Raw genomic sequence first — 26,743 nt, forward strand, 5'->3', positions numbered from 1 at the left:
ACATCATGTCCGAGGCCGGAGTCGCCGCCGCGAGAGCGCTCGTCGACGATGTGAACGCCCTGCTCGACCGGCTCACCCCCGCCGACTGGGCCGCCGACAGCGCCTGTCACGGCTGGCGCGTGCACGACGTCGTCACCCACCTGGGCTTCTTCTTCAATTTCATCGCCGATCCGAATCTCGTTCTGCCCGAAAACCCCAGTGGTACCTCGGAACGACTCAACGACGCCGCCGTCCGCGAGCGCGCGGACTGGTCGTCACAGCAGGCGATCGGCTACTACCGTGAGCAGTCCGTCGCGGGTCTCGCCGCACTCGAGGCACTTCAGGGCGCCGAGATGCGCGATGTCCCCCTGACGATGCTCGATCTGGGCACGTTCCGGATGGGACAGCTCGCTGACGCGGTCGCCTTCGACCACCTGGTCCACCTGAGCTGCGACCTGATCGCGCCGTTCGGCCCCGTCTCCCCCACGGAGGTGTCACTGTCGGCCGCCATCGATCCCGCGATCGACTGGATGATCGCGGGATTGCCACAGATGAACGGCGCCGCCGTGGCACGAGCACTCACACGGCCGATCGGACTGCGGCTCACCGGCGCGACCGAGCGCAGCTTCGTGCTGAGCCGAGACACCGATTCGTCGTCGCTGCTCGTCACCGAAACCGATGCTGTGCCCGACGATCTCGCGGTCACCTCGGCCACCGACTTCCTGCGCTGGGCGACCACCCGTAGCGCGTGGCGATCCGCGGTCACCCTCACCGGCGATCACCCCCTGATCGCCTGGGCACTCGACGAGATCGACATCGTCTAGCACTGTCCCGCACCACCTTTCACCGCTCTCACCACACACATCGGAGGTCCGCCATGTCGGAATACCTGAAGGACAAGGTCATCATCGTCACCGGCGCCGGCAGCGGCTTCGGCAAACTCATCGCCGAGAAGTGCGCGGCCCGAGGCGCCCGGATCGTCGGTGTGGACATCGATGCGGGCACTGTCGGCGCGGCCGTCGACGGGATCCGCGCCGCAGGCGGCCAGGCGATCGCCCAGGTCGCCGATGTCACCGATATCGCCGAGGTCCAGGCCGCGGCCGTGGCGGCGGTCGAGCATTTCGGTGCGATCGATGTCCTGGTGAACAACGCGGGCGTGATGCCGCTGGCCTACTTCGCCGACCACGCACGCGCACTTCCCCAGTGGCACAAGGCGATCGACATCAATATCAAGGGTGTCGTGAACGGCATCTCCGCGGTGTACGACCGGATGATCGAACAGGGCCGCGGTCACGTCGTGAACATCTCGTCGATCTACGGCAACGCCGGAATCGAGGGATCCGGTGTATACAGCGCGACCAAGGCCGCCGTCACCACGCTGTCGGACTCGTTGCGCATCGAGTCGAAGGGCAAGATCAAGGTCACCACCGTCAAGCCGACCGGCGTGACCGGTACCAATCTGGCGAGCTGGATCGTCAACGACAATGCCATCATGGGCCTGGTCGGGCAGCGCGCCGCGTCCTACGGCGAACATGTCGAGGCGCTGATGAACGACGATCTGCCCGCCGAACTGACCGATGTCGACTCGGTGAAGTACTGGCTCATCACACCCGACGATCTCGCGTCCGCGGTCGTGCACGTGATCGATCAGCCGTGGGGTATCAGCCTCAGCGACATCACCGTTCGCGCCAGCGGCGAGGACTATCTGTACTGAGTGGCCGTCCGGCCGGATCGAAAGACGGACAACCCGATGAACAATTTCCCCGATACCCACGCGGCCGCGGTCCCGGATCGACCGGCCTACATCATGGCCGACAGCGGCACCGTCGTGACCTATCGCGAACTGGTGGACTCCGCCCGCGCGATCGCGGCGTTGCTGTGGTCGCGGGGGCTGCGGCACGGCGACTGTGTCGCACTGCTGATGGAGAACAGCCCGTCGTTCCTGCCGATCGCCTGGGCCGCCCAGCGCATCGGGCTGCGCTACGTCACCGTCTCCACCCGGCTGCTGCCCGAGGAGGTCGCCTACATTCTCGGCGACTGCGGCGCCCGCGCCCTGTTCACCGGCGCACGTCATCTCGAGACGGCCGCCGCGGCCGTCACCGCGGTACCCGGCCTCGGCGCTCGGTTCACCGTCGACGAGGCCGGCGCCGAATTCGAGTCGCTGGCAACGGCACTGGCGGCGGTGCCCGCGGATCAACAGGTGGCCGAATGTGAGGGTGTCGACCTGTTGTACTCCTCCGGCACGACGGGCAGGCCGAAGGGGGTCGTGGCCGAGTTGCCGCTGCATCCGCTCGGCACCGCGCCCGGTGTGGCCGGACTGCTGCACGATCAGTGGGGTATCGATCACGACACCGTGTATCTGTCGCCGGCCCCGCTCTATCACGCCGCGCCGCTACGCTTCAGCATGACCGTGCACCGCTACGGCGGCACGGTCGTGGTGATGGAGCGGTTCGATCCGCAACGCGCCCTGGAACTGATCGAACGCCACCGGGTGACGCATACCCAGATGGTGCCGACCATGTTCGTCCGCATCCTGAAATTGCCTGCGGAACAACGGCTTCGCTACGACCTGTCGTCGCTGCGGACCGTGATCCACGCCGCCGCGCCCTGCCCCGCCGACACCAAGCGGGCCATGATCGACTGGCTCGGCCCGATCATCCACGAATACTATTCGTGCACCGAGAACTGCCTGTTCACGACGTCGAGCACCCAGGAGTGGCTCGACCACCCGGGTTCGGTGGGACGCGCGATCCTCGGGACGCCGCACATCCTCGACGAGGCCGGGCGCGAACTCCCGCCGGGCGAGCCGGGCACGATCTGGTCCGAGGGTGGCCTGCTCTTCGAATATCTCAACGATCCGGACAAGACCGCCGCGTCACGCAACGACAAGGGCTGGACGACCGTGGGCGACTTGGGATTTCTCGACGAGGACGGCTATCTCCACCTCTCGGATCGGCGCGCCGACCTCATCCTCTCCGGTGGTGTGAACATCTACCCCCGCGAGGCCGAGGACGCGCTGGCCATGCACCCGAAGGTCACCGACGTCGCGGTGTTCGGCATTGCGCACGAGGATCTGGGTGAGGCCGTGCACGCCGTGGTGGTGGCGGCTCCCGAAGCGGAGCCGGGACCACAGTTGGCCGCGGAGCTGCTGGGCTACCTGCACGGCCGGCTGGCGGCCTACAAATGCCCGCGCGCCATCGATTTCGAACCGGAACTTCCCCGGCACGCGACCGGAAAGCTCTACAAGCGCCTGTTACGTGATCGCTACGCCGACATGATGATTCGCCACCAAGAGCATGCGCGGACGACTCGGCGCGCGCCCGGCGGCGGTCATTGACATCGGTCGCCTCCGGGGCCTCGGCGAGCCCTGGAGGCGACCGCGATGTCACCTCGACGGCTCGGACTCGACGTGTTCTTCCCGTAACCTGCGTTTCAGAATCTTTCCGCTCGGATTCTTCGGGAGTTCGGAGACGAACCTGATCGACTTCGGCACCTTGAAGGACGCCATCCGCGACTTACAGTGCGCGACAATATCGTTCACATCCAACGTGGCCCCCTCCGCGAGGACGACGGCGGCGGCGACCGCTTCGATCCAGCGGCTGTCGGGAATTCCGTACACGGCGGCTTCGCGAATCTCCGCCATCTCGTACAGGATCTCCTCGACCTCGCGAGTCGCCACATTCTCCCCGCCCGACTTGACCATGTCCTTTTTCCGATCCACGACCCAGAGCCAGCCGTCCTCGTCGAAACGGCCCAGATCACCGGAATGGAACCACGCACCGGCGAAGGCCTCGGCCGTCTTGTCCGCCAGGTTGTAGTACCCCAGCATCACCTGCGGGCTGCGGTGCACGATCTCGCCGATCTGCCCGGCCGCGACCGGACGGTTGTCGTCGTCGACGATGCGCGTCTCGACATTCAGCGCCGCCCGGCCCGCGGAGCCCGGCCGGCGCTGCTGCTCCTCCGGCGGTAATACCGTTGCCAGCGAGCCCATCTCGGTCTGGCCGTAGAAATTCCACAGGCGCAGAGCGGGCAGTGCCGCGCGCATCTCCCGCAGGATCTCGACCGGGAGCGCGGAGGCGCCGTAGTAGCCCTTGCGCAGGCTGGACAGTCCGCTCCGGTATTCCGGCCGTGCGAGCAGGCCGATCCACACGGTCGGCGGACAGAACAGATTGGTGGCGCCGTGGCGTTCGACGGCGCCGAGAATCGCCGCCGGGTCCGGTCGATCGAGAATCACGCTGGTGGCGCCGAGATAGATATCGGTGATCAGAAAGTTGTCCAACTGCGCGCAGTGGTACAGCGGCAGGCTGTGGATCTCGATGTCACCGAATTCCATTGCCCCGGAGACGATGCAGCTGAGGTACTGCCACATCAGCGTGCGACTGGAGTGCATGACTCCCTTCGGCCGCGACTCCGTGCCCGAGGTGTACATGATGCGGATCAGGGCATCGTCGTCGATGTCGGGAAACTCCCCCGGCCCCTTCGCATCGCCGATCGCCTCGTCGAACGACGGCCAGTTCCGAGCTGCCAGGCCGGTGAGCTCCACGCCGAACCGCACGGCGACACCGGATTCCGCGAGGCGGACCGCACGCTCGGCAACCTCGTACAGCGCGTCTTCGACGATCATCGCGGCCGGTCGGCAGTCATCGAGAAGATAGGCGATCTCCTCGGCGGTCAGCATGAAGTTGATCGGAACGCTCACCACACCGATGCGCGCCGCCCCGAACACGGCCACCGGGAACTGCCAGCAGTTGTGCGACAGGATCGCGAGGCGATCACCGGGCCGTAGCCCCCGATCCCACAGGCATGCCGCGGTGGCGTCGACGAGGCGATCGAGTTCACCGAAGGTGATCACCCGGTCCCGGTGCACGATCGCCGTCTTGTCCGGACATCTGGCCGCGGTTCGTGCGGGGATGTCACCGAGCGCGTGGGATCGCATGCGCGGCAGGGATATCGCCGGCACCGGACCCGCCGGCTCAGATCCGGTCGTCGCGGACATGGGTACCGAACCTGCGACGGTGATAGGTCAACGGTCCGGCATCGGAGTCCGTGCCGACCGCGCTCACCCGGCCCACGATCAATCGGTGATCGCCCGCGTCGACGACGTCGACGGCATCGCACGCCACCCACACCGCTGTTCGTTCGAGCTGCGGCAGCCCGTCGGACACCGTCCACCGCACCCCGTCGAACTTCTCGGGCCCCTTGCGGGCGAGCTGCAGCGCCACCTCGTGCTGACCGGTGGCCAGCACGTTCACCCCGAATCGTTTCGTCCGCTGGATGAGGTGACAGCAGTCCGATGTGTTCGCCAGCGCGACGGCGACGAGCATCGGCTCGAGCGACAGTGACATCACCGCGCTGACCGTGGTGCCGTGCGGGCGTTGCCGGTCCATCGCCGTGACGACCGTGACCGGTGCGCACAGATTCGCCATCGCCTCCCGGAATTCGGCCTCCGGCGGTGCCTGGACAAGGTTGTTCACAGGTGTTCTCCCACTACGTATTCGAACTGCGCGGCGGTATCGGAAACGCCGGGTCCGGTCGAACAGCATTCAGTACATCGGAATAGCGGAATGCGGGCAGACTCCCCGGCTCGAGGTCCTCGATCCCCGCACCCCCGGGCGGCTCACGCACGGTCGCACAGTAGGCGACCGATCCGCCCGGCCGCCCGCACAACCGGGCAGCCGCGGCGAGGATCGCCGGTCGATTCACGCATGCACCGAGGTCGGGGGCCAGGACCGGGACGACATGGCCCGGGCGGCTCAACGCGCCCGGCGCCGAATGTGGTTCGGCCAGTACCCGCAGCGTTGTCGCCCGATCGCGAGCCGAGATTCCGGTGGAGATCCCGGCGGCGGCGTCCACGCCGACACGCATCGATCCCACATACCACCGATCGGCTTCCTCCCGCCACGACGCGGGCGGCAGGTTCAAGCGGTCACATGTCCGCGCATCCACCGTCGCGCAGATCAGGCCCGACCCGCATCGGACCATGGCCGCCACCGTCGGCACGGAGACGGCGGCGCCCAGCGCCACGACGTCACAGCCCGTATCCAGCACATCGTCGACAGCGAGGACGACCCGGCCCTGCCGCAGCGCGGTGAGCGCGGCCGCCAGGTCGTCACCGATTCGACTGCTTCGGCTCGCGATCGGAACACTCATCGGGACAACGACTTCCGTCAGATCGAGAGACCGGTCGCGGCCCAGAACCGCTCGAACGAGGAGGGCACGATATCGGTTCCGTGCGTGACCTTGCCGTCGATGAACCGGTGCGTCATCACCATGGTGATGTCGAGTTCCTCGTCTCCGAGCCGGCGGTAGGCGCGAATCTTCGCCACCACGATCTCGTCGCTCACGACATCCACGTCGACGACCTCGTTGCGGGACTCGTCCAACTTGGCCAGAATCCCGAAGGCCTCGAGGAATTCCCCCTTGGTGTACAGGCGCTGGGTCCCCTCGGGCGTGAAACCCGCCCAGGTCATCGCGTCGTCGTACAGGCTGACCAGAGGAACGGGGTCGCCCGCGTCCGCGGCGGCGAAAGCTGTCTTCAGCGCTTCGGCGTTCTGAGTGGTCATCGGTTCTCCTCGATCGGCTGTCGGGTGTGTTCGCACTCACTGTGGCAACCGCCCATCGTTCCGGGTAACCGTCTGACTACGTGATCCGGCACGGCCGGAATCCGTAGCCTGCCATCGACACATATTCCATGGTCAGTGACGTTTTATAGGCTTCGACCGGCGAAGCGCCCGGCTGCCGGCGGCATGGATTGACACAAGTTGACCCCCCGCGTTGCGAGTCATCCACGACGAGGTGGACAGTGATCTGTGTCTCATAGTTCTTGGGAGAGTGATGAACGCCGACGAATGGGCCGAGATCAAGCAGTGTGACCGCGACGGCGAAACGATCAAGGGGATCGCCCAGCGTCTGGGGATGTCACGCAACACCGTGCGCCGGGCACTGTCGCTGCCCTCGGCTCCCGACGACCATCGCCGACGGACCGGACGGGTCACCGACGCGGTCGACGCACAGGTCCGCGACATCATCGTGGCGCATCCGGAGACCTCGATCGCCGAGATCGGCAGGCGGATCCGATGGACGCGCTCGCGCACGATGCTCGCCCGCAAGGTGACCGAGATCCGGCGCGAACTCGACGCGGCCAAGGCGGAGTCCTACCGGGTCGCGACCGGGGTACCCACGCCCGCGACCAGTTTCGTCGGCCGCCGCTCGGAACTGCGTGAACTGCGCGGCCTGCTCGGGGAGCATCGGCTGGTGAGCATCGTCGGGCCGGGCGGAATCGGCAAGACGCGCCTGTCGATTCAGGCCGCGTACGAATTCCGGCGTGCCTTCCCCGATGGTGTCCGCTTCGTGGAATTGGCGGCGGTGCGCACTCCGGGCCTGATCGCACAGGTGGTGTGTGACGGGCTGGCGCTCGACAGCCACGACATCCACCACCAGAGCCCGGAGGACACCCTCGTCGAGTACCTGCGCACTCGCCGGATGCTGCTGGTCCTCGACAACTGCGAGCACCTGGTCGACGCGGCGGCGGGGCTGATCGCACGGCTGCTCACCACCACCTCCGAACTGCGTGTCGTCACCACCACCCGGGAGTACCTGTCGATTCCGGGCGAGTACGTGTTCAATCTGCCGCCGCTGCCGACCCGCGACGGTGGCGACGCCGGTGCGACAGCGCTTTTCGCCTCCCGCGCCGCGGCCGTGCTGTCCGGATTCGAACTGGACGCCGACAACACCGACGCCGTCGAGAACATCTGCCGACGCCTCGACGGACTGCCCCTGGCCATCGAACTGGCCTGTGCCCGACTGTCGGTACTGTCGATCGACGACCTGTCCGAGCTCCTGGACCACCGCCTGTCGGTGTTGACCACCGGTGCGCGCACGCCGGTCTCGCGCCATCGGAGCCTGCACGCGACGATCGACTGGAGCTATGACCTGTGCACCACGCAGGAGCGCGAATTATGGTCCCGGCTCTCGGTTTTCACCGACGGATTCGATCTGCCGATGGCCGTCCGGGTGTGCGCCGACGATACGTTGCCGGCGGAATCGATCATGGATACGACAGCGGCGCTGGTGGCGAAATCCGTTGTACACCGGGAAAATCACGGGCGCGGCGTTCGATTCCACATGCTCGAGTCGATCCGCGAGTACGGCGACGACCGGCTGCCGGCGATGCGCCGCGACCAACTCCGCAAGCGGCTGCTGACCTGGTGCGTCGACACGATCCGGGCCGCCGCCTCCGGGTGGTACGACGGCAACCAGGATCGCCACATCGCCATGATCGAGACCAACCGCGGCAATATTCGCGCGGCACTGGAGAACGTGATGTCACCGCCGATCGACGCGTCCTCGATCGGCGAGGCGTCGGATGCGTTGAGTTCGGCGTTGTTTCTGTGGGCCTGCGGTATCTCCGTCGGTGAGCACCGGATGTGGCTCACCCGGATTCTCGACATCCCCGGTGTGCGTGCCGAGAAGAAGGGCTGGCTGCTCGCGGTGCTGGCCCTGGTGGAAGTCCTGCAGGGTGATCGGGAGTCCGCGCGATTCTGCCTGCATCGGGCCCGAACGGTCGCGGCGGGCACCGGCGACGGCTCGCTGACCGCGCTGGTCACCCACATCACCGGTCTGTCGAAACTGTTCGCCGGCGAACTCGACCGGGCCCGGGCGAACATGTGGCAGGCGGAGGCGGGCTACGCCACCCACGGGTCGCCCCCGGACCTGATCGCGATGTTGCGCGTGCATCAGGGCATGTTGCTCAGCGCCACCGGTGAGACCGCACACGCGCGCGCCGCCTTCCAGGAGGTGTACGACCACACCGGAGCCGTCGGCGAGCGGTGGTTCCACTCGTACGCGATCTACGGCCTGGGACTCGTCGCGCTCCGGGAGGGCGACTTCGACGGTGCGCGCGACCTGGCGATCCGTGGTCTGACCATTCAACGGTCGTTCGGTGATGTTCTCGGCACCACGCTGATGACCGATCTGCTCAGCTGGACACTCGCGGCACTCGAATCCCCCACCGAGGCAGCGGTTCTGCTGGGCGCGACATCGACCATGTGGGGGTCGATCGGCCAACAGCTGTACGGCTCGGCGGGCTGGATCGCCTTGCGCGAGGAGGCAATCGGCACCGCACGCCGCGAGGCCGGGCCGTCGGCGTTCGAGCGCTGCTGGGAAAGGGGCCGAGCGATGTCGATGACCGATCTCGTCGATTTCGCGCTCGCCGATTCCGCGCGGCCGGCCGGGGCCGGCACCGCGGTCCGGCAGCGCCACGCCGTGCTGACCGCCCGGGAAACCGAGGTGGCCGATCTGGTGGCGATCGGAATGACGAACAAGCAGATCGCCGCGAAGCTCGTGCTCTCACCCCGCACGGTCGAAGGCCATGTCGAGCACGTGTTGAACAAACTGGGGCTGAGTCGCCGCGGGGAACTGGCAGCCGCTCGTCTCGACGAGGCGAAATAGCCGGCCCGCCGCATACATTCGCCGAGAACGCACCCGCGACGACGTCGGTGGTTTCCGCACCACCGACGTCGTCGTGCTGCGCCGGCGATTCTCGGATCGGCGCCGCGAAATCGCCGTCCGCGTCATCGCCTGGCTACACCTTCGACATCGCCCCGGCGTCGACGGGCAGCGCGACGCCGGTCACGTAGCGTGCCGCGTCGGATGCCAGAAAGACGACCGCGTTGGAGATGTCGACGGGCTCCAGCCAGGGCACCGGGAGGAGATTCATCGCACTCTCGCACGCCTCCCGGAAGTCCTCGTGCGTCGGGTTCTCGAGGTCCGGCCGGAACAGCCGATACATCGCTTCGTGGTCGATCATGTCGGTCAGCACCGACGACGGATGGACCGAGTTGCACCGGATCCGGTGCGCGGCGAGCTCATTGGCGGCGGTCCGCGCGAGTCCCGTCACACCGTGTTTGGCGGCGACGTAGTGCGCGAAGTTGGGGAAGCCCTGCAAGCCTCCGGTGGAACTGATCAGCACGATCGAACCACCGCGTCCCTGCTCGATCAGATGCGGCACGGTGGCACGCATCGTCTTCCAGACACCGGTGAGATTGATGTCCACCATCTCGGTCCATTGCGCCTCGGTCAGCTCGTGCAGCGGAGCCGAGGAGAAGATCCCGGCGTTCGCCACCACGGTGTCCAGATGGCCGAATTCGGCGATCCCGGCCGCGACGGCGGCCTCGAGTGCCCGCAGATCACGAACGTCGGCCACGGCCGTATGCGCACTGCGCCCGGCTTTTTCGACCAGGCGCGCCGTCTCGTCGAGATCGTCGGTGGTGGCGCCCGCGTACGCGGTGCTCGCGATATCGGCGCAGATGTCCAGCGCGATGATGTCGGCACCCTCTTCGGCGAGCCGGACCGCGTGCGACCGTCCCTGGCCGCGCGCCGCTCCGGTGACAAGAGCGACTTTGCCCTCCAATTGCCCCACGGGATTTCCTTTCGATTCGATGGATCGTGTTGCGAACCGGCCACATCCGGCCGGTCGAGATATCAGCTCCGGTAGCCGGGCAGGATGGCCTGAGCGGCTTCGACGAGACTCATCCGGTCGACCAGCGCATGCTGGGTCGCGACGGCCGCGTCGCGCACACATCGCCCGAGTGCGCTGGGATTGCGCACCGTGGCGCTACCGGCCCACCGATGGGCGAAGGTCACGATGTCGCCGGCCACTTCCTGAACCCACGTCGCGGCCTGGCGCATACGAGCGCGCTGTTCGTCGGTGATCGCCTCGCCGCGCGCGGCCGTCGCCTCCGCATCGCCGTAGGTCTCGTACACATAGGCCCGGGCCGCGCGAAACAGCGCCTCGTGCTTGGCGAAGTCCAGCCCGAACAGCTCCGAATCGCCCACGACCGTGCTGTATCCGGGCCGCTGCTTGTTCGCCACGATCCCGGCGATCTCCTGCAGCGCGCGCTCGGCGAGACCCAGGGCGATCGGCGCGTGCCCGCCGACGCCGATGCCCAGCAGCCCCAGTTCGTAGACCGGCTCCGGACGGTTGGGCACCGTCGAGAAGGTCTCCATCGTGAACTTCTCGGGAATGAGGCAATCCTCGACCCGGTAGTCGTAGGAACCGGTCCCGACCATACCCATCACATTCCAGTTGCCCAGGAATTCGACCTGGTCGCGCGGGACGAAACCGACCCGCATCTCCGGCGTTCCGTCGGCATCGACGATCGGATCACCGTCCGCGTCGTGGACGACGAACCCGACACCGATCCACGACGCGTGCGCCGATCCGCTCGCGAACTGGAACCTGCCGGTGACGCGGTACCCACCGTCCACGCGGGTACCGGCGCCGGTCGGCACGATCATTCCGGCGGTGATGCCGCGGCCGGGAGGCGCGAAGATCTCCCGGGCGCCCTCGTGGTTCAGGAATCCGACCGCGATTCCGGTGCTGAAGGCATTCGCCATGAAGGCCCAGCCCGTCGAGCCGTCGGCCCGGGCCAGCTCCTGAACCACCTGGAAGGCGCCGACGATCCCCAGACCGGCCCCGCCGAATTCCTCGGGCACCAGGATCCAGAACAGCCCGGCGTCGGCGAGAGCGCGGAAGACGGTGTCGGTGATCGTCGCCTGCTCTTCGATGGCGTCGGCCTCGGCCGTGACCACTTCGGCGACCCGCCTGGCTCGTTCGAGGTATTCGGCGTCGCGGTCGGCGAGCCGGGTCTCGACCTCTACTGCCGTGAGTGTCATCTGTGTCCTTTCGATCCACCGCCGCACGCGGCCCTATGACACCGATCACACTGCCGGAGTCACCCGTGGGGCGGCATCGTGACGACTACGTGGTCCACTACGTGCTCGACCACGTGGTCACCGATCACGGGACACGAGAAAGGCCGGCACCGCACAGCGGTACCGGCCTTCCTGTGTCGTCGAATCTACTTCGCCGCCATGCGGATCGCGCCGTCGAGCCGGATGACCTCACCGTTGAGCATCGGGTTCTCGAGGATGTGGCGGACGAGCGCGGCGAATTCGGCCGGCTCTCCCAGGCGCGACGGGTGTGGCACCTGCGCGCCCAGTGAGCGCCTGGCCTCCTCGGGCAGGGTCTGCAGCAGGGGCGTGTCGAAGATGCCCGGGGCGACGGCCGCGATCCGGATCCGATGGCGAGCCAGTTCGCGGGCGATCGGCAGGGTCATCGCCACGATGCCGCCCTTGGACGCGGCGTAGGCGGGCTGGCCGACCTGACCGTCGAACGCCGCCACCGACGCGGTGTTGACGATGACCCCGCGCTCGTCGTCGACCGGCTCGGTCGCGGCCATCCGGTGCGCGGCCAGCCGGATCACATTGAACGTGCCCAGCAGATTGATCCGCACGATCCGCTCGAACGATTCCAGCGGCAGCGGGCCGTCCTTGCCCAGTACTTTCGCGGGCGGGCCGACACCGGCGCAGTTCACCACCGCGCGCAGCGGACCCCGGCGCTGGGCGGCGTCCAATGCATCGGTGACGCCTTCGGCGTCGGTGACATCGCCGGGCACGAAAGTCATTCGGTCCTCGCCGATCTCGTCCCGCAGCTGCCGGCCGGGCGATCCGGGCAGGTCGAGCACCACCACGTGCGCACCCGCGTCGACCAGATTCCGCGCGGTGGCCGCACCCAGGCCGGACGCGCCACCGGTGACCAGGGCAACGCTGTTGTCGAGTTTCACTACTTCTCCTGACTGTGCTGGACGAATTGGTTCCTCCGGCCATCCGGTCGAACGGATACCGCAGGGGCGCAATCGGTTCGGTGCGCGCTCCGGGCCCGGCGGAAACCGTCGGCCGGATCTCGCCGTGGGATCCGCGGGTTCAGCCGTTGCCCGGAAATCTCGGGACCCGCTTGTCGAGGAAGGCGGCGATCCCTTCGGCACCGTCCGGGCTCGACGCGCGGGTTCGAATGGACAGCGACTCCCGGCGCAGGGCGACTTCGGCACCGGGAGTGGCGGTTTCGCGCAGCAGGCGCTTCGTGGCGACCTGCGCCGCACGAGAGCCGGCCCGCAGCAGACCGACCGCGTCCGCCACCGCGTCCTCGAATCGGCCATCGGGGATCACCTGGCTCACCAGACCCATCGCGTGGGCCTCCTCGGCGGTCAGCACGGGATTCGCCAGCGCCAGCCACATCGCCCGGTGCAGGCCGATCGAGGCGGTCAGCAGCGATGTGCCGCCGTCGGGCGAGAAGCCGATCTTGGTGTAGGCCAGCGTGAATCGCGCATTCGATCCGGCGAGGACCACATCGGCGGCGGCCGCGAGTGCGACTCCCGCGCCCGCTGCCACACCGCGCACGGCGGACACCACGATCGCGTCCATCCGGTGCAATTCGCTGATCACCCGGTGCAGACTCTCCGCGAGATCGTCCACCGAACGTTCGATGTCGCGGGCCGCCGCGAACGCCGCGACATCGCCGCCGACGCTGAAAGCTCTTTCGCTGCCCTCGATCACCACGACATGGGCGTCGTCGGCTCGGGCGCGCCGGACCGCGTCACCGAGTGAGTCCACCAGGGACTGATCGATCGGATTGGTCCCCGCGGCGCCCGCCAGGCCGATGTGGGCGACGTGGTCACGCAGCGCGTAACCGACCGTGCCCATCAGGCGTCCCCGAGCGGGTCGAGGAACAGATCGGGATCCAGCGCCCGGGTGCCGCTGCCGGCCCGGTACCGCTCGAAGTCGGTCACGCCTTCGGCGGCCAGCACCTGATCGTCGATGTAGAAGTTGCCGGTGCACGCCACGCTGTCGCGACACAGGATGGTGTAGGCCGCATCGGCGACGATCTCCGGCGTTCGCGCACCTTCCAGGGCTTCGGCGCCACCGAGCAGGTTCGACACCGCGGCCGTCGCGATCGTCGTGCGCGGCCACAGCGAGTTCACCGCGATACCGGCCGCGCGCAGTTCCTCGGCCAAACCCAGTGTCACCAGGCTCATTCCGTACTTGGCCATCGTGTAGGCCAGATACGTCCCGGCCCACTGGGGGCGCAGGTCGAGCGGCGGCGACAGCGTCAGGATGTGCGGGTTCTCGCTCTTCTCCAGATACGGAAGGCAGAGTTTGCTGAGCAGGAACGTGCCCCGGGCGTTGATGTCCTGCATCAGGTCGTAGGACTTCATCTCGATCTCACGGGTCGGGCGCAGATCGAGTGCGCTGGCATTGTTCACCACGATGTCGATACCGCCGAACCGCTCGGCCGCCGCATCGACGGCGCGCGCGACGTCGGCGTCGTTGCGCACATCTCCGACGATCGCCAGTGCGTGCCCACCGTTGCGTTCGATCTCCGCCGCGGCCGTGTGCACCGTTCCCGGGAGTTTCGGATGCGGCTCACCGGTTTTGGCCAGCATCACGACATTGGCGCCGTCGCGTGCCGCGCGCACGGCGATCGCCAAACCGATTCCGCGGCTGCCTCCGGACATCAGCAGCGTCCGGCCATGCAAAGTCGTCATCTCGATCCTTCGGTGTTTTCGCGACGCCCGCGGCGTCATACGTTCTGTCCCACGGCGGCGTGCCCGCGCTCGACGAGCGCCGGCACCATCGCGCCCAACTGCGCGAATCCGTCACCGACAGTGAGACCTTGCCGCTCGCGATAGTGAATTCCCTCGAAAATCGCCGCGATCTTGTAGTACGCGAAGCCCAGATACCAGCTGAAGTCCGCGAGATCTCGGCCGGTTCGCTGCGCATAGGCCCGCACGAGACCGTCGGAACCGGGATATCCGGGCACATCCCCCGGCACGGCGGCGACCGGGCTGTCGAGCCCGCGAATCCCGTCCCACCACAGGGCCATCGACGCCAGGTCGGTCAGTGGGTCACCGAGAGTCGCCATCTCCCAGTCGAGTACGGCACTGACACTGCCGTCGTCCACGTCGACCATGACGTTGTCGAGCCGATAGTCGCCGTGCACGAGTGCGGGCGGCTGCTCGCCCGGCAGGCTGCGCGCGAGCCGTTCGCCCAGGGCGACGAGCTCGGGCAGATCGCGGCTGTGCGAGGCCGCCAACTGCGCTGCCCACCGTTTCAACTGGCGTTCCAGATATCCGCTCGGCCGCCCGAAGTCGCTCAGGCCCAGCGCATCCGGTGCGAGGCCGTGCAGATCGACCAGTGTCGCGACGAGGCTGTCCGCGAGTTCGCCCGCGCGAGCGGTGAAGGCTTCCAGCTGACTTCGCTTGCGCAGCACCGCACCGTCGGTGAACTCCATGAGGTAGAACGGCGCCCCGATCACCTCCGCGCCGGCGATCACGACCGGTTTCGGAACCGGCACCGCGGTCGGGTGCAATGCACGCAGCACCCGGAATTCGCGGTTCATATCGTGTGCGGTGGCCAGCACATGCCCGAGTGGCGGACGGCGCAGTACCCATCGCCGATGCCCATCGGACAGCAGGTAGGTCAGATTCGACCGGCCGCCGGACAGCAGCTCGACGTGGAGCGGACCGCTCAGCAGGCCGGGCACTTCCTGTTCCAGGAAGGCTTCGAGTGCGCCAACCGCCACCCCTGGAGGAACCGAATCAGACATAACCAATCTCCTGAACCGAGCGATCGTACGGTCAACCTGAACAGGTGGGTAAACTAGCTCACGGATCGAGAGGTGTCAATCGCCGACATGAGCTCTCACCGCACACAGAAGGAGCGCGGATTGGCAGGCCAACAGCACGGCATCGCCTCGAACGAGGAGCGCGAGACACTCGGGCGCAGGCTTCGCCAGGCCCGGCAGCGCAGCGGACTGACCGTCCGCGACGCCGCCCGCGAGATCGGCGTCAGCATCGGCACGTGGAGCGCGGTCGAGAACGGGCGCACGCGCGTGGACGACGACCGCCTGAACCGCGCCGCGCAACTGTTCGACATCGACGCCGCCACCTTGCGCGCGGCCGCACCGGCCACGGACGCAACCGCCCCCGGCTGGCGGGACTTCGCCCCGCTGCAACTCCCGCCGCCACTGGCGGGAGCGCTGGAAGCGTTCGTCGAACTGGGCTACCACGGCGCGACCATCAGGGACGTGGCCGAGCGGGCGGGCATGTCGGTCGCCGGCGTGTACCACCACTGGGCCACCAAGCAATTGCTGCTCGTCGAGCTGCTCGACCTGACCATGAACGACCTCACCCAGCGCTGCCGGGCCGCCCGCGCGGAAGGCGACGGGCCGGTGCGGCGGCTGACGCTGCTGGTCGAATGCCTGGCCCTCTATCACACCCACCGCATCGAACTCGGCTTCATCGGCGCGAGCGAGATGCGCAGCGTCGACGAGCCGCACCGCACCCGCATCGCCACCGCCCGGCGCGATATCCAGCACATGGTCGACGACGAGGTCGCCGAGGGGTGCCGCCGCGGGCAGATGAGCACCCCGCTACCGCGCGAGGCCGCCCGCGCGGTGGTGACGCTGTGCACCGCACTCTCACAGTGGTGGTCCGCGTCCGGCGAACTGCCCCCCGAGGCCATCGCACAGCAGTACACGCGGTTCGCGCTCGACATCGTGGGCGCGTGCGTTGACGCCCCTCCGGCATGACCCTATAGTTCAGAACCGATCAATTGATCGGTCTTGTTCAGGAGGTGTTCATGATCGCGTACGAACTCCCCGCGCCGTCCGAGCGTGCCCGGGAACTGCGTGAGCGGATGTCGACGTTCCTGCGCGAGCAGGTGCTACCGGCCGAAGCCGAGTACCTGCGGTGGCGGCAGGAGGCCGGCGCGGCGGACCACCGGGTGCCGCCGATCGTCGAGGAGCTGAAGGAGCACGCCAAGGCCGCCGGGTTGTGGAATCTGTTCCTGCCGGCCGTCTCCGGCCTGACCCAGCTCGAATACGCGCCGATCGCCGAGCTGTCCGGCTGGTCGCCCGATATCGCGCCCGAAGCGATCAACGGGCAGGCGCCCGACAGCGGCAACATGGAACTGCTGCACCTGCTGGGCACCGAGACCCAGCGGCGGCAGTGGCTGCGCCCACTGCTCGACGGCGAGATCCGTTCCGCCTTCGCGATGACCGAACCGGACGTCGCCAGCAGTGACGCCACCAATATCGCGACGCGCGTCGAACGCGACGGCGACGAGTACGTCGTCAACGGCCGCAAATGGTGGACCAGTGGCGCCATGGATCCGCGCTGCGCCTTCTTCATCCTGATGGGCAAGAGCGATCCCGCCGCGGCGCCGCACCGCCAGCAGACGATGGTCCTGATTCCGCGAAATACGCCCGGTGTCACCGTTGTTCGCGACTACCCGGTGTTCAGCCACCACGACCAGCACGGACATGCCGAGGTCCGGTTCGACGATGTGCGCGTGCCGGTCGACAACATCATCGGCGAGGAGGGCGGCGGGTTCGCCGCGGCCCAGGCGCGGCTCGGTCCGGGGCGTATCCACCACTGCATGCGCGCATTGGGCGCCGCCGAGCGCGCACTGTCACTGCTGGTCGCCCGTGCGCAGGCCCGCACGGCATTCGGCACTGCGCTCGCGAATCAGGGAGTCGTCCGTCAGCAGATCGCGGAGTCGCGCATCGAGATCGAGCAGGCCAGATTGTTGTGCCATCACACCTGCCATGTCATCGACACCGCCGGCAACAAGGCCGCCAAGGACCTGGTCTCCCTGGCCAAGGTCGCGGTGCCGCGCGCCGCACTCAACGTGATAGACCGGGCGATTCAGGTCCACGGCGGGGCCGGGGTCACCGATATCACGCCGTTGGCGGCGATGTGGGGCTGGCATCGCGCCATGCGCCTTTTCGACGGACCGGACGAGGTCCACATCCAATCGATCGCCAAGGCCGAGCTGCGCCGGCTCCCGGCATCGAACTGACGCCGGGAGCCGCAGGCCTCAGATCCGGACCAGCAGCTTGGTTCCCCGGCCGTCCCGCAGTTGATGCAACGCGGCGCCGACCGCCTCCAGCTCTATCTGGTCGACCCATCCCGTCGTGCTGTACACACCGGAATCCATTGCGGCGATGACCGATTCGAAGTCCTCCGGCCGATAGGCGAGCACACCGGAGATGGCCAGCTCACCGAAAACGAGCCGGCTCGAATCGAGCTCGAAGCCGTGCTGGTGCACCGCCACGATCACGATGCGACCGCCCGGGGCAAGGGCTCCCAGCGCCTGCGTCGTCGCCGCGCCCACGCCCGCGGCGTCGAAGGCGGCCTGTACACCGGCGCCACCGGTGAGGTCCGCGCACACCGCGGCGATGTCGGATCCGCCGGGGTCGAGCACATGTGGCACTCCCAGCTCCTCGGCCACCCGGCGCCGGCTCGGATTCGGATCGGACATGATCACCTGCTCGATCCCCTGGGCCCGCAACGCGAACCACAACCCGATACCGATCGGCCCGGCACCGACGATCAACGCCGCCCCACCCGGCCGCACGTCCCCGCGGGTGGCCGCATGCCAGGCGACGGCCATCGGTTCCACGAGCGCCCCGTAGACCAGATCGACACTGCCGGGCAGCCGATGGACCATCTCCCGGGCCACGGTCGTGTATTCGGCCAGACCGCCGCCGTGGCTGGTCAGTCCGTGGAAGCCGACGGTGCGGCAGACATTGGGCATGCCCGCGCGGCACGCCGCACAGGAACCACAGCTGTACAGCGGGCGGACCGCGACCCGGTCGCCGACCTCCAGATCGCCGACCCCGGCCCCCAATTCGACGACGGTGCCGGAGAATTCGTGGCCCAGTATCTGCGGCAGCATCGCACCGGTGATCGGGTGCGGCGTCGAGTAGTCCAGACCGGAATGGTCGGGATCGAAATAGACGTGCAGATCCGAACCGCATATACCGACGTAGGCATTTCGTATCTTGACTTGTCCCGCAGCGGGTGCGGGCTCATCCACGTCGTCGATTCGAAGATCACCTCGACCGTGCAGTCGTACCGCTTTCATGAAATACCTTCCTGTTGCCCGATCGATGAAGAATCCGGCCGGGGTGCATCCGCCGCCGCAATATCCTTGTGCTGCTCGCGCAGCTCCCGCTTCAGAATCTTTCCGCTCGGATTCTTGGGGAGCCGCGCGACGGCGACCACATATTTGGGCACCTTGTATCCGGCCAGCCGTTCCCGGCAATGCGACAGAATTCGGTGTTCGTCGATCGTCGTGCCGGAGCGGGGCACGACGATCGCCGCCACCGCTTCGATCCACCGTGGGTGCGGCACACCGACGACCGCGGCCTCCTCGATCCCGTCGATCTCGAACAACACCTCTTCGACCTCCCGGCTCGCCACGTTCTCGCCACCGGTTTTGATCATGTCCTTACTCCGGTCGACCACCCACAGGTAGCCGTCGTCGTCCAGATGCCCCAGGTCGCCGGAGTGGAACCAGCCGCCGCGGAACGCTTCCGCGGTCTTGTCCGGCTGATTGAGATATCCGAGTGTGGCGTGTGGGCTGCGGTGCACGATCTCCCCGACCTCGCCGGCCGGAACAGGTGCACCGGTCTCGTCGACGATCCGCGTCTGCACATTCAACGCCGCACGCCCGGCGGACCCCGGGCGATCGGCCTGGTCCTCGGGTCCCAGGGCGGTAGCCAGCGACGCCATTTCGGTCTGTCCGTAGAAATTCCACAGCCGCAGCTCCGGCAGCTGACTCCCGATCCGGCGCAACACTTCCGGGGGCAGCGCGGACGCACCGTAGTAGCCCTTGCGGAGACTGCCGAACGCCTCGGCGGAGAAATCGGGATGGGTCAGCAGCGAGATCCACACCGTGGGCGGGCAGAACAACTTGGTGGCCCGCTCGGCGGCGACCGCGCGCGTGATCGCGCCCGGATCGGGCCGGTCGAGAATGATGCTGGTCGCACCGGCGAGGAGGTCCGGGCTCAGGAAGTTGTCCAGCTGCGCACAGTGATAGAGCGGCAGCGCATGCACTTCGACATCGTCTGCCGACATACCGCCGGTCACGAGGCAGCTCATGTATTGCCACATGAGTGTCCGGCTCGAATGCATGGCGCCCTTCGGGCGTGATTCGGTGCCCGAGGTGTACATGATGCGAATGAGGTCGTCGTCACCGATCGGCACCGCCGGCGGCGGGCTGCCTGCCGTCGTCCATTCCACGGTCGATCGCCAGCCCGCGGATTGCGCCCCCGACAACGGGATCGCGGCACGGACGTTCACCGCGTGCGTGGTCAGCGCCAGGGCCCGGTCCGCCGTATCGACCAGTTGGTCCTCGACGACGAACGCGGCCGCGCCGCAGTCGTCGAGAATGTAGGCCACCTCGTGCGCGGTCAGCATGAAGTTGACAGGGACGAACACGACCCCGATCCGCGCGGTCGCGAACGACAGCACCGGATACTGCCAGCAATTGTGCGAAAGAATGGCGAGAGTATCGCCCTTACGGAGCCCGCGGGCGTATAGTGCACCTGCTACCCGATCGACCATGTCATCGAATTCCTGAAATGTCAGGCGCACGTCACGATGTACTATGGCGATCTTCTCGGGGTCGCGCGCCGCAGACCGTCGCGGGATATCACCCAGTGACTGCGAACGCGCGATGTCGACAGCGGCGCCGGAACGGGATGTCGTCACCAGATACCTTTCGAACGTGGAGTATCGGACGTGGCGGTGGAACAACCCCGTCGCCGACAAGTAATATTCGGATGGCCGGAAAGTGGCCGAGTCACCGTGGGGTGGCACATAGTCGCGCTGCTGGCGAGGTGGTAACGATGTCGGTACAGAGTTGGCAGCAGCTCCTGTCTCGGAGACAACTGCTCGCTGTGCTGTCCGTATTGGAGTCCTGTTCGGACTCCCGAACCGGCGGAGAGACATTCAAGGAGAAACTCGCGGAATCGATCGCGACGCAATTCGGCATTCGCGATGTGACGTTCTTCCACGGCCCCAACTATCGCGAGATCTTTTCCGACCCGAAGCCGTTGCTGGCGGGAGCCACCGCACGGTTGCTCCCGATCTATCGCGAAAGCTGGAGCGACAAGGATATTTTCGCGCTCCCCCAGGCCCGCCGCAGGCTCACCGCCGACGGGTTCGTCACGTTGGACGAGCTCGCTCGGCTGCCCCGGCCGCAACGTTCCTATGTGGTCGACTACCTCAACCCCAACGACATGCACACCGCCGCCGCCATGCACCTGCGGCTCGCGGACGGGGAAGCACTCATCGGCATGTTCGATCGGATCCGCCCCTGGGAAGCCGCCGATCTGATCGCCATCCGGCTGCTCGCCAAGCACCTGCGCAGCCACACCGCGACGATCGGCGCGGGCACACCGAGCGCCCCGGCCGATCCTCTCGCGGGATTGTCGCCGCGCCAGATCGAGGTCGCCGAACTGGTCAGCGATGGGCTCAGCAACCACGAGATCGCCGATGTGCTGTGCCTGTCGGAACTGTCGATCAAGAAGTACATCAGCCGCATCTTCGAGATCACCGGACACCGCAACCGTTCCGAACTGGCCACCGCCGTACTGCGCCGCAGCTTCACCGGGGGCACCCATCAGCCACGCACCGGGGTGTAGGCGACCACGACCAGCCCGGAGGGTGCGGTCAGCACCATCCGGATCTCGTGCCCGCCCACGGTGGAAGCTGCTGCGGCCCAGTTCAATTCGGCGGCACGCGCACGCATCCGATCCAGATCGGTGACCCGCGCCAGCAGGCACCACTCGGCCGATTCCGCTTCGTCGCCCAGGTTCAGCCGATCGAAGACCGCCCACGCCTTCCCGTCGCTGAAGCTCGGCTCGCCCAGTAACGCTGTCAGATCCCGTTGGGTCGACTCCCATCGAGAACTGTTGTGCAGCACGGAGACACGTTCGATCAGATCACCGAACCCGCGGGCCGCATCGGCGTACGGTTTCTCTTCCGGCTTCATCGCGTCACCATCCGCGGCGAAGCTGCCCGGGTGTCGATGAGGTGGTGCCCCATACGGTCCCGTTTGGCGCGGAGATAGGCGCTGTTGTCCGGGTTGGGCTCGGTGACCAGACCGACCACCTCGGTGACGACCGTTCCCGCCGCCCGCAAGCCCGCGACCTTGTCCGGGTTGTTGGTCAGCAGCCGCACCTCGCCGATTCCCAGATCGCCGAGAATCGCCGCGGCCTCGCGATAGTCGCGCCCGTCGGCCGGCAGGCCCAGCCGCACATTCGCATCGACGGTGTCGAGCCCCTCGACGTCCTGCAACCGATACGCCGCGATCTTGGCGGCCAATCCGATCCCGCGGCCCTCATGACCGCCGAGGTAGACCACCGCTCCCCCTGGTGATTCCGAGATCTCACGCATCGCGGTGCGCAACTGAGCGCCGCAATCACAACGCCGCGATCCGAAGGTGTCACCGGTCAAGCATTCACTGTGGACCCGCACCAGCGGCCGTGAGACATCGAGGTCACCATGAACGAGCGCCACATGTTCGGTGCCCGTCGCCACCGATCGATAGACGATCACCTCGAATGCCCCATTGTCCGTGGGCAATTCGGCCTGCGACACACGCAGCACCGACGTCCGCCTGCGATGGGCGACGAAATCGTCGATCGTCAGGACCGCGAGCTCGTGTTCGGCGGCGAAGGCGTACGCCTGCTCGCGCGACATCATCGCTCGCCGGCCCGGGCCGACGAGTTCGCAGATCAGGCCCGCCGGATTCAGCCCGGCGGCCCGGCACAGGTCCACGGCCGCCTCGGTATGCCCCCCGCGCTCGACAACACCGCCGGGTCGCGATCGCAGCGGCATCATGTGCCCGGGCCGGGTGAGATCGCGCGGCCCGGTGGCCGGTGACGCCAGCAGCCGTGCGGTCCGCGCCCGATCCGCCGCACTGATGCCGGTGCCGACGCCGGTGGCGGCGTCCACGCTGATGGTGAACGCGGTCCCCAGCGGATCCGTCGGATCGGACACCATCAGCGGTAGTTCGAGCTCGGTCAGCCGGGCGTCGGACATTGCCACACAGAGGAATCCGGAGGTGTGTTCGAGAAAGAAGGCGACCGCGTCGGTGGTCGCGTGCTCGGCGGCCAGTACGAGATCCGCTTCGTTCTCCCGGTTCGCCGCATCGATCACGACGACCGGCCGCCCGGCCCGGAGCTGCTGAAGGCATTGTGCGACAGTGGAATCCGCGCGTGTGGTCATGATGCGTCCTTCAAACTGCGGAAGATCGAACGATGGAAGACGAGGGGATCGCTGTCACCGGAGACAGCCAGCGCCTCGACATGGCCGACCACCAGATCGTGGTCACCGATCGTCTGCCGCAGGGTGATGGAGCAATCTATCCACGCGTGTGCGCCGGTCAGACGCGGACAACCGTCCCTGCCCCGGAACCAGCCGACACCCGCGAACTTGTCGGCATCGCTGACCGCGAACGTGCGCGCGAGCTCGTGCTGGTCGGCCGCCAGCACATTGACGCAGAACCGCCCCCGGCCCGCGATGTGCGGCAGCGTCGTCGACGTCCGGCCCGCGTAGAAGCCCACCAGCGGTGGGTCGAGCGAGATGGAGGTGAACGATCCCACCGTCATCCCCACCGGGCGCTGCGAGCCATCCAGCGATGTGACCACGACGACGCCCGTGCAGAAGTGTGCCAGCGCCTCCCGGAACGAGGCATCCACGGCGGCCGGATCGGCGGCGGTGACGGACGGAATTGCGGTCATAGCATTGTTGTCGGGCACATCGACTCCTGTTCCTCCGGTGCCGTTCGTATCGCCCGAGGCGGTGCCGCGGTGCGGCACCCGCTCTCGGGCAACACTTTTCGAATCAGCGATCGGCCAGCTGCGTGGCGAGCTCGTCGAGAGCCTGGGTGTAGATCCCCTCGATCGCGGCCGCCAGTTCCGCTTCGGCTTCCCGCGACGCGGCGGTGAACTCGGCGCTCCAGCGAATCGCGGAACCACCGTCCGCTGTCGCGACGACCGCGAACCTCGACTGGTAGTACTCCAGCGCCAGCGGGCCGTCGATGTAGCGATAGGTGTAGTTGCGATCCTCATCGCGAAGCTCGACTATGCGTTCACGCGCCGGATTACCGTCGGTGAACACGACATGCCGGACATCTCCCTCGACGCGCGAGGAACCGATCGCGGGAATCCAATCGCTGACCGTGGCCGGATTCCCGGCACGCGCCCAGACCTCGTCCGGGGATGCGGAAAACTGCTTCTCGACATTGATTTCGGCCACGTCGATCACACCCTGCCCAGCTCGGCCTCGTACTTCTTGGTCATATGCTCGACCGCCTTGCGATGCTCGGTCGCCTGGCCTTCGCGCACCGCTTCGGCACGAGCGGCGGCATCGACCATCGGCTGCGCCTGGCCCTGGAACCAGGGCATCACATCCTGCGCGAACAATTCGAACGACCGCTTGGTGGCCTGCGGATTCGCCCAGTCGTGCCCTTGCACCAGCAGCGTGCCGAAACCACCCGACTGATCCACCAGGCGCTGTACCTGGGCCCGCGCTTCCTCGGCGGTGCCGATCACTCCGATGCCGGACGTGTTGATGAAATCGATCATCTCGCGCTTGTTCTCGCCGCGGACATCCATCTGCGGGAACGCCGCCACATGCTGCAGGTAGTCGAACCAGTGCTCGATCCCGTGCTCCACATCGCGGTAGGCCTGCTCCTTGGTCTCCGCGATGTGGAACGGGCCGACCAGACGCCAGGTGGAGCGATCCACCTCGGCGGACCGGCCCGCCTGCTCCGCGAATTCCTCGAGCATCCCCCAATGATGTTGCAGCGCACTGAAACCGTCGGCGGTGAGCGTGGCCGCGATGGACAGCAGCCCGATCCCGTACTTGCCCGCGAGCCGGGCGCCGGTCGGTGACGCGATGGCCGCGACCACGACATCGAACAGCGGATCCGAGTACGGCGCCATCTGGATCTTCGCGTCGATCAGCGTGTGCGTGCGGGTCTTCGCCGACACCGTCTCACCACGCAACAGCCGCATGATGATGTCGGCGTTCTCGGCCAGCAGTTCGCGGGTATCGACCTGGGACAGCCCCAGCATCGCCGCATCCGTGGGCAGCGAGCCCGGACCGAGCCCGAACAACGCGCGGCCACGGGTGAGGTGGTCCAGCATCACCATGCGCTCGGCCGCCCACAACGGATTGTGGTACGACACCGACGTGACCCCGGTACCGAGCTTGATGCGGCTGGTTCGCTCCCCGGCCGCCGCGATCATGATCTCCGGCGACGCGTAGATCTCCGAGCCGGCCGAGTGATGCTCGCCGAACCAGGCCTCGTCATATCCGAGCTGCTCCAGATGCTCGACGAGCTCGAGATCGCGCTGCAACAGCAGCGTCGGATTCTGGCCGGGTTTGTGGATCGGCGCCAGGAAAATACCGAACTTCAGGCGGCTCATCGGACCACTCCTTTGTGTGACAGAGGCAACATCCCCTGTCACGTTATGAGCGGTCCCACGCCCGCGAACAGTCCGCAAAAGTAGACATTCGGCGCTACTCACCGCAGCAGAACGACTCGGATGCGCGAACACGAATCCGAGCCGAGCCGCCGGCGCCGACCCCATCGATTCCCGCACGGGTGAACGCGATTTCGCCGTGTCCCGACGGGCGGATGACTAGGCTGCCCGTACCGATGGGGCACACATCGGCATGCTGGATTCGGCTCTCACCCCGACACAGGAGACCGACCATGGACCTGCATCTCGACGGAAAGATCGCGGTGGTCACCGGTGCGAGCAAGGGCATCGGGCTCGCGATCACCGAGCGTCTCACCGAAGCCGGTGCACACGTCGTCGCGGGAGCACGCACCCGCAGCGATCGCATCGCCGAGCTGGTGTCCGACGGCAGCGTGACATTCGTCCCCGGAGACCTGGCCGGCGCCGAGGCCCCCGCGGCACTGGTCGCGGCCGCCGCCCTGCTGGGCGGAACCGACATCCTGATCAACAACGCTGGGGCGGTCACCCCGAGACCGGACGGATTCACCTCCGTCACCGACGAGGACTGGGAATCCGCGTGGACCCTGGGCATGATGGCGGCCGTACGCACCACCCGCGCCGCGATCCCCGAAATGCTGCGCCGGGGCGGTGGCGCGATCGTCACGATCGGATCGGTCAACGCCTTCTTCCCCGACCCCGGCGTCGTCGACTACAGCGCCGTCAAGGCGGCACTGACCAACCTCACCAAGGCGCTGTCGAAGGAATTCGGCCCGCACGGCATCCGGGCGAATTCGATCAGCCCGGGTCCGGTGCGCACAGACCTGTGGCTCGGCAGCGGCGGAGTCGCCGAGACGGTCGCGAAGGCGAGCGGCTCCAGCGCCCAGGAGGTGGCCGACCAGGCAGTGGCCGGCACCCCGACCGGACGATTCACCACCCCCGATGAAGTCGCCGACCTGGCCTTGTTCCTGGCCTCGGACCGGGCGGCCAACATCACCGGCGCGGATATGGCGATCGACGGCGGCTTCATCACCACCGTCTAGCTGCGGGCTCCTCGGCGCGACAGGGTCGTCAGGACCCGAGATCCTGCGGGCCCGCGGCCGTGCCGGTGCACGGCCCGCCGGCATTGCGGGCTTCGATGGCGTGGATGGTCTTGACGAGCTCTTTGTCGAGAACGCGTTTGCCCACGGTCCCGATCACCGCCCCCAGCACATGTCCCCTGAGATTCTTACCGTCACGCACCACAACGGCATCGACTTCGGTGGTGCCGTCAGCCATCGGCGTGAGTGTGTAGCTGTGGCCGGACCCACCACCCCATATGTTCGAGTCGGTGGTCGTCATGACGACGTGGCGCGGGTCCGACCAGTCGTAGCGCAGGCGCTCCCAGATGTGGTTCGACCCCTCGGTGACATCGGCGTGCGTCGGGTCCTGCTCATGCACTTCGAGGTACTCATCGGTGCTGTTACCGAACAATTGCCCTCGTCCCGGGCCGAAGTCGGTCAGAGCGGCGAGGAACTGCTCCGGCGTCGAAGTGGTGGTGTGCGTGAGATGGATGGTGGACATCGTGTGCTCCTTGAAATAACTACTCCTCGGATTGCGTCG

26 protein-coding genes are annotated in these 26,743 nt (G+C 67.2%); 8 read left to right on the plus strand and 18 right to left on the minus strand.

The window, feature by feature from the left end; translation table 11 throughout:
• Positions 1-5 precede the first annotated feature (5 nt).
• Genes AB0L57_RS14790 through AB0L57_RS14800 form a run of 3 tightly spaced genes read left to right on the plus strand, consistent with a single transcriptional unit; the run spans position 6 to position 3,316 of the window.
• The gene (locus AB0L57_RS14790; protein ID WP_364961557.1) at positions 6-803 is read left to right on the plus strand and encodes a maleylpyruvate isomerase N-terminal domain-containing protein; all 798 of its coding nucleotides are present in this window, start codon (positions 6-8) and stop codon (positions 801-803) included.
• Positions 804-856: 53 nt separating this feature from the next.
• The gene (locus tag AB0L57_RS14795; RefSeq protein ID WP_364961559.1) at positions 857-1,693 is read left to right on the plus strand and encodes an SDR family oxidoreductase; all 837 of its coding nucleotides are present in this window, start codon (positions 857-859) and stop codon (positions 1,691-1,693) included.
• A 36-nt stretch (positions 1,694-1,729) separates the two neighbouring features.
• Complete coding sequence (locus AB0L57_RS14800; RefSeq protein ID WP_364961561.1) at positions 1,730-3,316, plus strand: AMP-binding protein; 1,587 nt, start codon at positions 1,730-1,732, stop codon at positions 3,314-3,316.
• A 48-nt stretch (positions 3,317-3,364) separates the two neighbouring features.
• On the opposite strand, the gene AB0L57_RS14805 is transcribed toward AB0L57_RS14800, so the two are convergent.
• The 4 genes from AB0L57_RS14805 to AB0L57_RS14820 all read right to left on the minus strand — a co-directional run bounded on the left by AB0L57_RS14805 (position 3,365) and on the right by AB0L57_RS14820 (position 6,542).
• A complete protein-coding gene (locus AB0L57_RS14805) occupies positions 3,365-4,915 on the minus strand; it encodes a fatty acyl-CoA synthetase (protein WP_364961563.1) in 1,551 nt (516 codons plus the stop codon).
• 37 nt (positions 4,916-4,952) lie between these two features.
• Entirely contained in the window at positions 4,953-5,405 is a 453-nt protein-coding gene (locus AB0L57_RS14810) for a flavin reductase family protein (RefSeq protein ID WP_364962402.1), read from the minus strand.
• Positions 5,406-5,466: 61 nt separating this feature from the next.
• Positions 5,467-6,129 carry a 3,4-dihydroxy-2-butanone-4-phosphate synthase gene (locus AB0L57_RS14815; protein ID WP_364961565.1) on the minus strand — a complete coding sequence of 221 codons (663 nt, stop codon included), beginning with the start codon at positions 6,127-6,129 and terminating at the stop codon, positions 5,467-5,469.
• A 17-nt stretch (positions 6,130-6,146) separates the two neighbouring features.
• On the minus strand, positions 6,147-6,542 hold the full coding sequence (locus AB0L57_RS14820; RefSeq protein ID WP_364961567.1) for a nuclear transport factor 2 family protein: 396 nt from the start codon (positions 6,540-6,542) through the stop codon (positions 6,147-6,149).
• Positions 6,543-6,813: 271 nt separating this feature from the next.
• Between AB0L57_RS14820 and AB0L57_RS14825 the strand changes: the two genes are divergently transcribed.
• On the plus strand, positions 6,814-9,429 hold the full coding sequence (locus AB0L57_RS14825) for a LuxR C-terminal-related transcriptional regulator (protein WP_364961569.1): 2,616 nt from the start codon (positions 6,814-6,816) through the stop codon (positions 9,427-9,429).
• A 133-nt stretch (positions 9,430-9,562) separates the two neighbouring features.
• Here the strand turns inward: AB0L57_RS14825 and AB0L57_RS14830 are convergent, their stop codons facing one another.
• From AB0L57_RS14830 to AB0L57_RS14855, 6 genes are all read right to left on the minus strand, one after another.
• Positions 9,563-10,399 carry a mycofactocin-coupled SDR family oxidoreductase gene (locus tag AB0L57_RS14830; protein WP_364961571.1) on the minus strand — a complete coding sequence of 279 codons (837 nt, stop codon included), beginning with the start codon at positions 10,397-10,399 and terminating at the stop codon, positions 9,563-9,565.
• Positions 10,400-10,461: 62 nt separating this feature from the next.
• Complete coding sequence (locus AB0L57_RS14835) at positions 10,462-11,655, minus strand: acyl-CoA dehydrogenase family protein (RefSeq protein ID WP_364961573.1); 1,194 nt, start codon at positions 11,653-11,655, stop codon at positions 10,462-10,464.
• Positions 11,656-11,840: 185 nt separating this feature from the next.
• Positions 11,841-12,605 (minus strand): 3-hydroxyacyl-CoA dehydrogenase, encoded by a 765-nt coding sequence (locus tag AB0L57_RS14840; RefSeq protein WP_364961575.1) that lies wholly within the window; start codon positions 12,603-12,605, stop codon positions 11,841-11,843.
• 139 nt (positions 12,606-12,744) lie between these two features.
• Complete coding sequence (locus AB0L57_RS14845; RefSeq protein WP_364961577.1) at positions 12,745-13,521, minus strand: enoyl-CoA hydratase-related protein; 777 nt, start codon at positions 13,519-13,521, stop codon at positions 12,745-12,747.
• Positions 13,521-14,363 (minus strand): NAD(P)-dependent oxidoreductase, encoded by an 843-nt coding sequence (locus AB0L57_RS14850; RefSeq protein WP_364961579.1) that lies wholly within the window; start codon positions 14,361-14,363, stop codon positions 13,521-13,523. Before AB0L57_RS14850 ends, AB0L57_RS14845 begins: the two co-directional genes overlap by 1 nt.
• A 35-nt stretch (positions 14,364-14,398) precedes the next feature.
• Positions 14,399-15,424 (minus strand): phosphotransferase family protein, encoded by a 1,026-nt coding sequence (locus AB0L57_RS14855; protein WP_364961581.1) that lies wholly within the window; start codon positions 15,422-15,424, stop codon positions 14,399-14,401.
• A gap of 120 nt (positions 15,425-15,544) precedes the next feature.
• Between AB0L57_RS14855 and AB0L57_RS14860 the strand changes: the two genes are divergently transcribed.
• Both AB0L57_RS14860 and AB0L57_RS14865 read left to right on the plus strand, forming a co-directional pair.
• The gene (locus AB0L57_RS14860) at positions 15,545-16,408 is read left to right on the plus strand and encodes a helix-turn-helix domain-containing protein (protein WP_364961583.1); all 864 of its coding nucleotides are present in this window, start codon (positions 15,545-15,547) and stop codon (positions 16,406-16,408) included.
• 50 nt (positions 16,409-16,458) lie between these two features.
• On the plus strand, positions 16,459-17,679 hold the full coding sequence (locus tag AB0L57_RS14865; protein ID WP_364961585.1) for an acyl-CoA dehydrogenase family protein: 1,221 nt from the start codon (positions 16,459-16,461) through the stop codon (positions 17,677-17,679).
• An 18-nt stretch (positions 17,680-17,697) separates the two neighbouring features.
• On the opposite strand, the gene AB0L57_RS14870 is transcribed toward AB0L57_RS14865, so the two are convergent.
• Positions 17,698-18,747 carry a 2,3-butanediol dehydrogenase gene (locus AB0L57_RS14870; RefSeq protein WP_364961587.1) on the minus strand — a complete coding sequence of 350 codons (1,050 nt, stop codon included), beginning with the start codon at positions 18,745-18,747 and terminating at the stop codon, positions 17,698-17,700.
• A complete protein-coding gene (locus AB0L57_RS14875; protein WP_364961588.1) occupies positions 18,744-20,378 on the minus strand; it encodes an acyl-CoA synthetase in 1,635 nt (544 codons plus the stop codon). The genes AB0L57_RS14870 and AB0L57_RS14875 overlap by 4 nt, the downstream gene beginning before the upstream one ends.
• A 137-nt stretch (positions 20,379-20,515) precedes the next feature.
• Here AB0L57_RS14875 and AB0L57_RS14880 point away from each other — a divergent pair, with 137 nt between their 5' ends.
• A complete protein-coding gene (locus AB0L57_RS14880) occupies positions 20,516-21,313 on the plus strand; it encodes a LuxR C-terminal-related transcriptional regulator (RefSeq protein WP_364961590.1) in 798 nt (265 codons plus the stop codon).
• On the opposite strand, the gene AB0L57_RS14885 is transcribed toward AB0L57_RS14880, so the two are convergent.
• The 5 genes from AB0L57_RS14885 to AB0L57_RS14905 all read right to left on the minus strand — a co-directional run bounded on the left by AB0L57_RS14885 (position 21,292) and on the right by AB0L57_RS14905 (position 25,108).
• On the minus strand, positions 21,292-21,663 hold the full coding sequence (locus tag AB0L57_RS14885) for a hypothetical protein (protein WP_364961592.1): 372 nt from the start codon (positions 21,661-21,663) through the stop codon (positions 21,292-21,294). The genes AB0L57_RS14880 and AB0L57_RS14885 overlap by 22 nt on opposite strands.
• Complete coding sequence (gene ribA, locus AB0L57_RS14890; protein ID WP_364961594.1) at positions 21,660-22,901, minus strand: GTP cyclohydrolase II; 1,242 nt, start codon at positions 22,899-22,901, stop codon at positions 21,660-21,662. The genes AB0L57_RS14885 and ribA overlap by 4 nt, the downstream gene beginning before the upstream one ends.
• The gene (locus AB0L57_RS14895; RefSeq protein WP_364961596.1) at positions 22,898-23,416 is read right to left on the minus strand and encodes a flavin reductase family protein; all 519 of its coding nucleotides are present in this window, start codon (positions 23,414-23,416) and stop codon (positions 22,898-22,900) included. Before AB0L57_RS14895 ends, ribA begins: the two co-directional genes overlap by 4 nt.
• A gap of 103 nt (positions 23,417-23,519) precedes the next feature.
• Positions 23,520-23,933 carry an SRPBCC family protein gene (locus AB0L57_RS14900; RefSeq protein ID WP_364961598.1) on the minus strand — a complete coding sequence of 138 codons (414 nt, stop codon included), beginning with the start codon at positions 23,931-23,933 and terminating at the stop codon, positions 23,520-23,522.
• A 5-nt stretch (positions 23,934-23,938) separates the two neighbouring features.
• Positions 23,939-25,108 carry an LLM class flavin-dependent oxidoreductase gene (locus tag AB0L57_RS14905; RefSeq protein WP_364961600.1) on the minus strand — a complete coding sequence of 390 codons (1,170 nt, stop codon included), beginning with the start codon at positions 25,106-25,108 and terminating at the stop codon, positions 23,939-23,941.
• Between the two features lie 290 nt (positions 25,109-25,398).
• Here AB0L57_RS14905 and AB0L57_RS14910 point away from each other — a divergent pair, with 290 nt between their 5' ends.
• A complete protein-coding gene (locus AB0L57_RS14910; protein WP_364961602.1) occupies positions 25,399-26,184 on the plus strand; it encodes an SDR family oxidoreductase in 786 nt (261 codons plus the stop codon).
• Positions 26,185-26,212: 28 nt separating this feature from the next.
• Here AB0L57_RS14910 and AB0L57_RS14915 read toward each other — a convergent pair whose 3' ends face one another.
• Positions 26,213-26,704, minus strand: a complete 492-nt coding sequence (locus tag AB0L57_RS14915) for a hypothetical protein (RefSeq protein WP_364961604.1) — start codon at positions 26,702-26,704, stop codon at positions 26,213-26,215.
• Between the last annotated feature and the right edge of the window lie 39 nt (positions 26,705-26,743).

This window comes from Nocardia sp. NPDC052254 (assembly GCF_040679495.1).
Lineage (GTDB): Bacteria > Actinomycetota > Actinomycetes > Mycobacteriales > Mycobacteriaceae > Nocardia.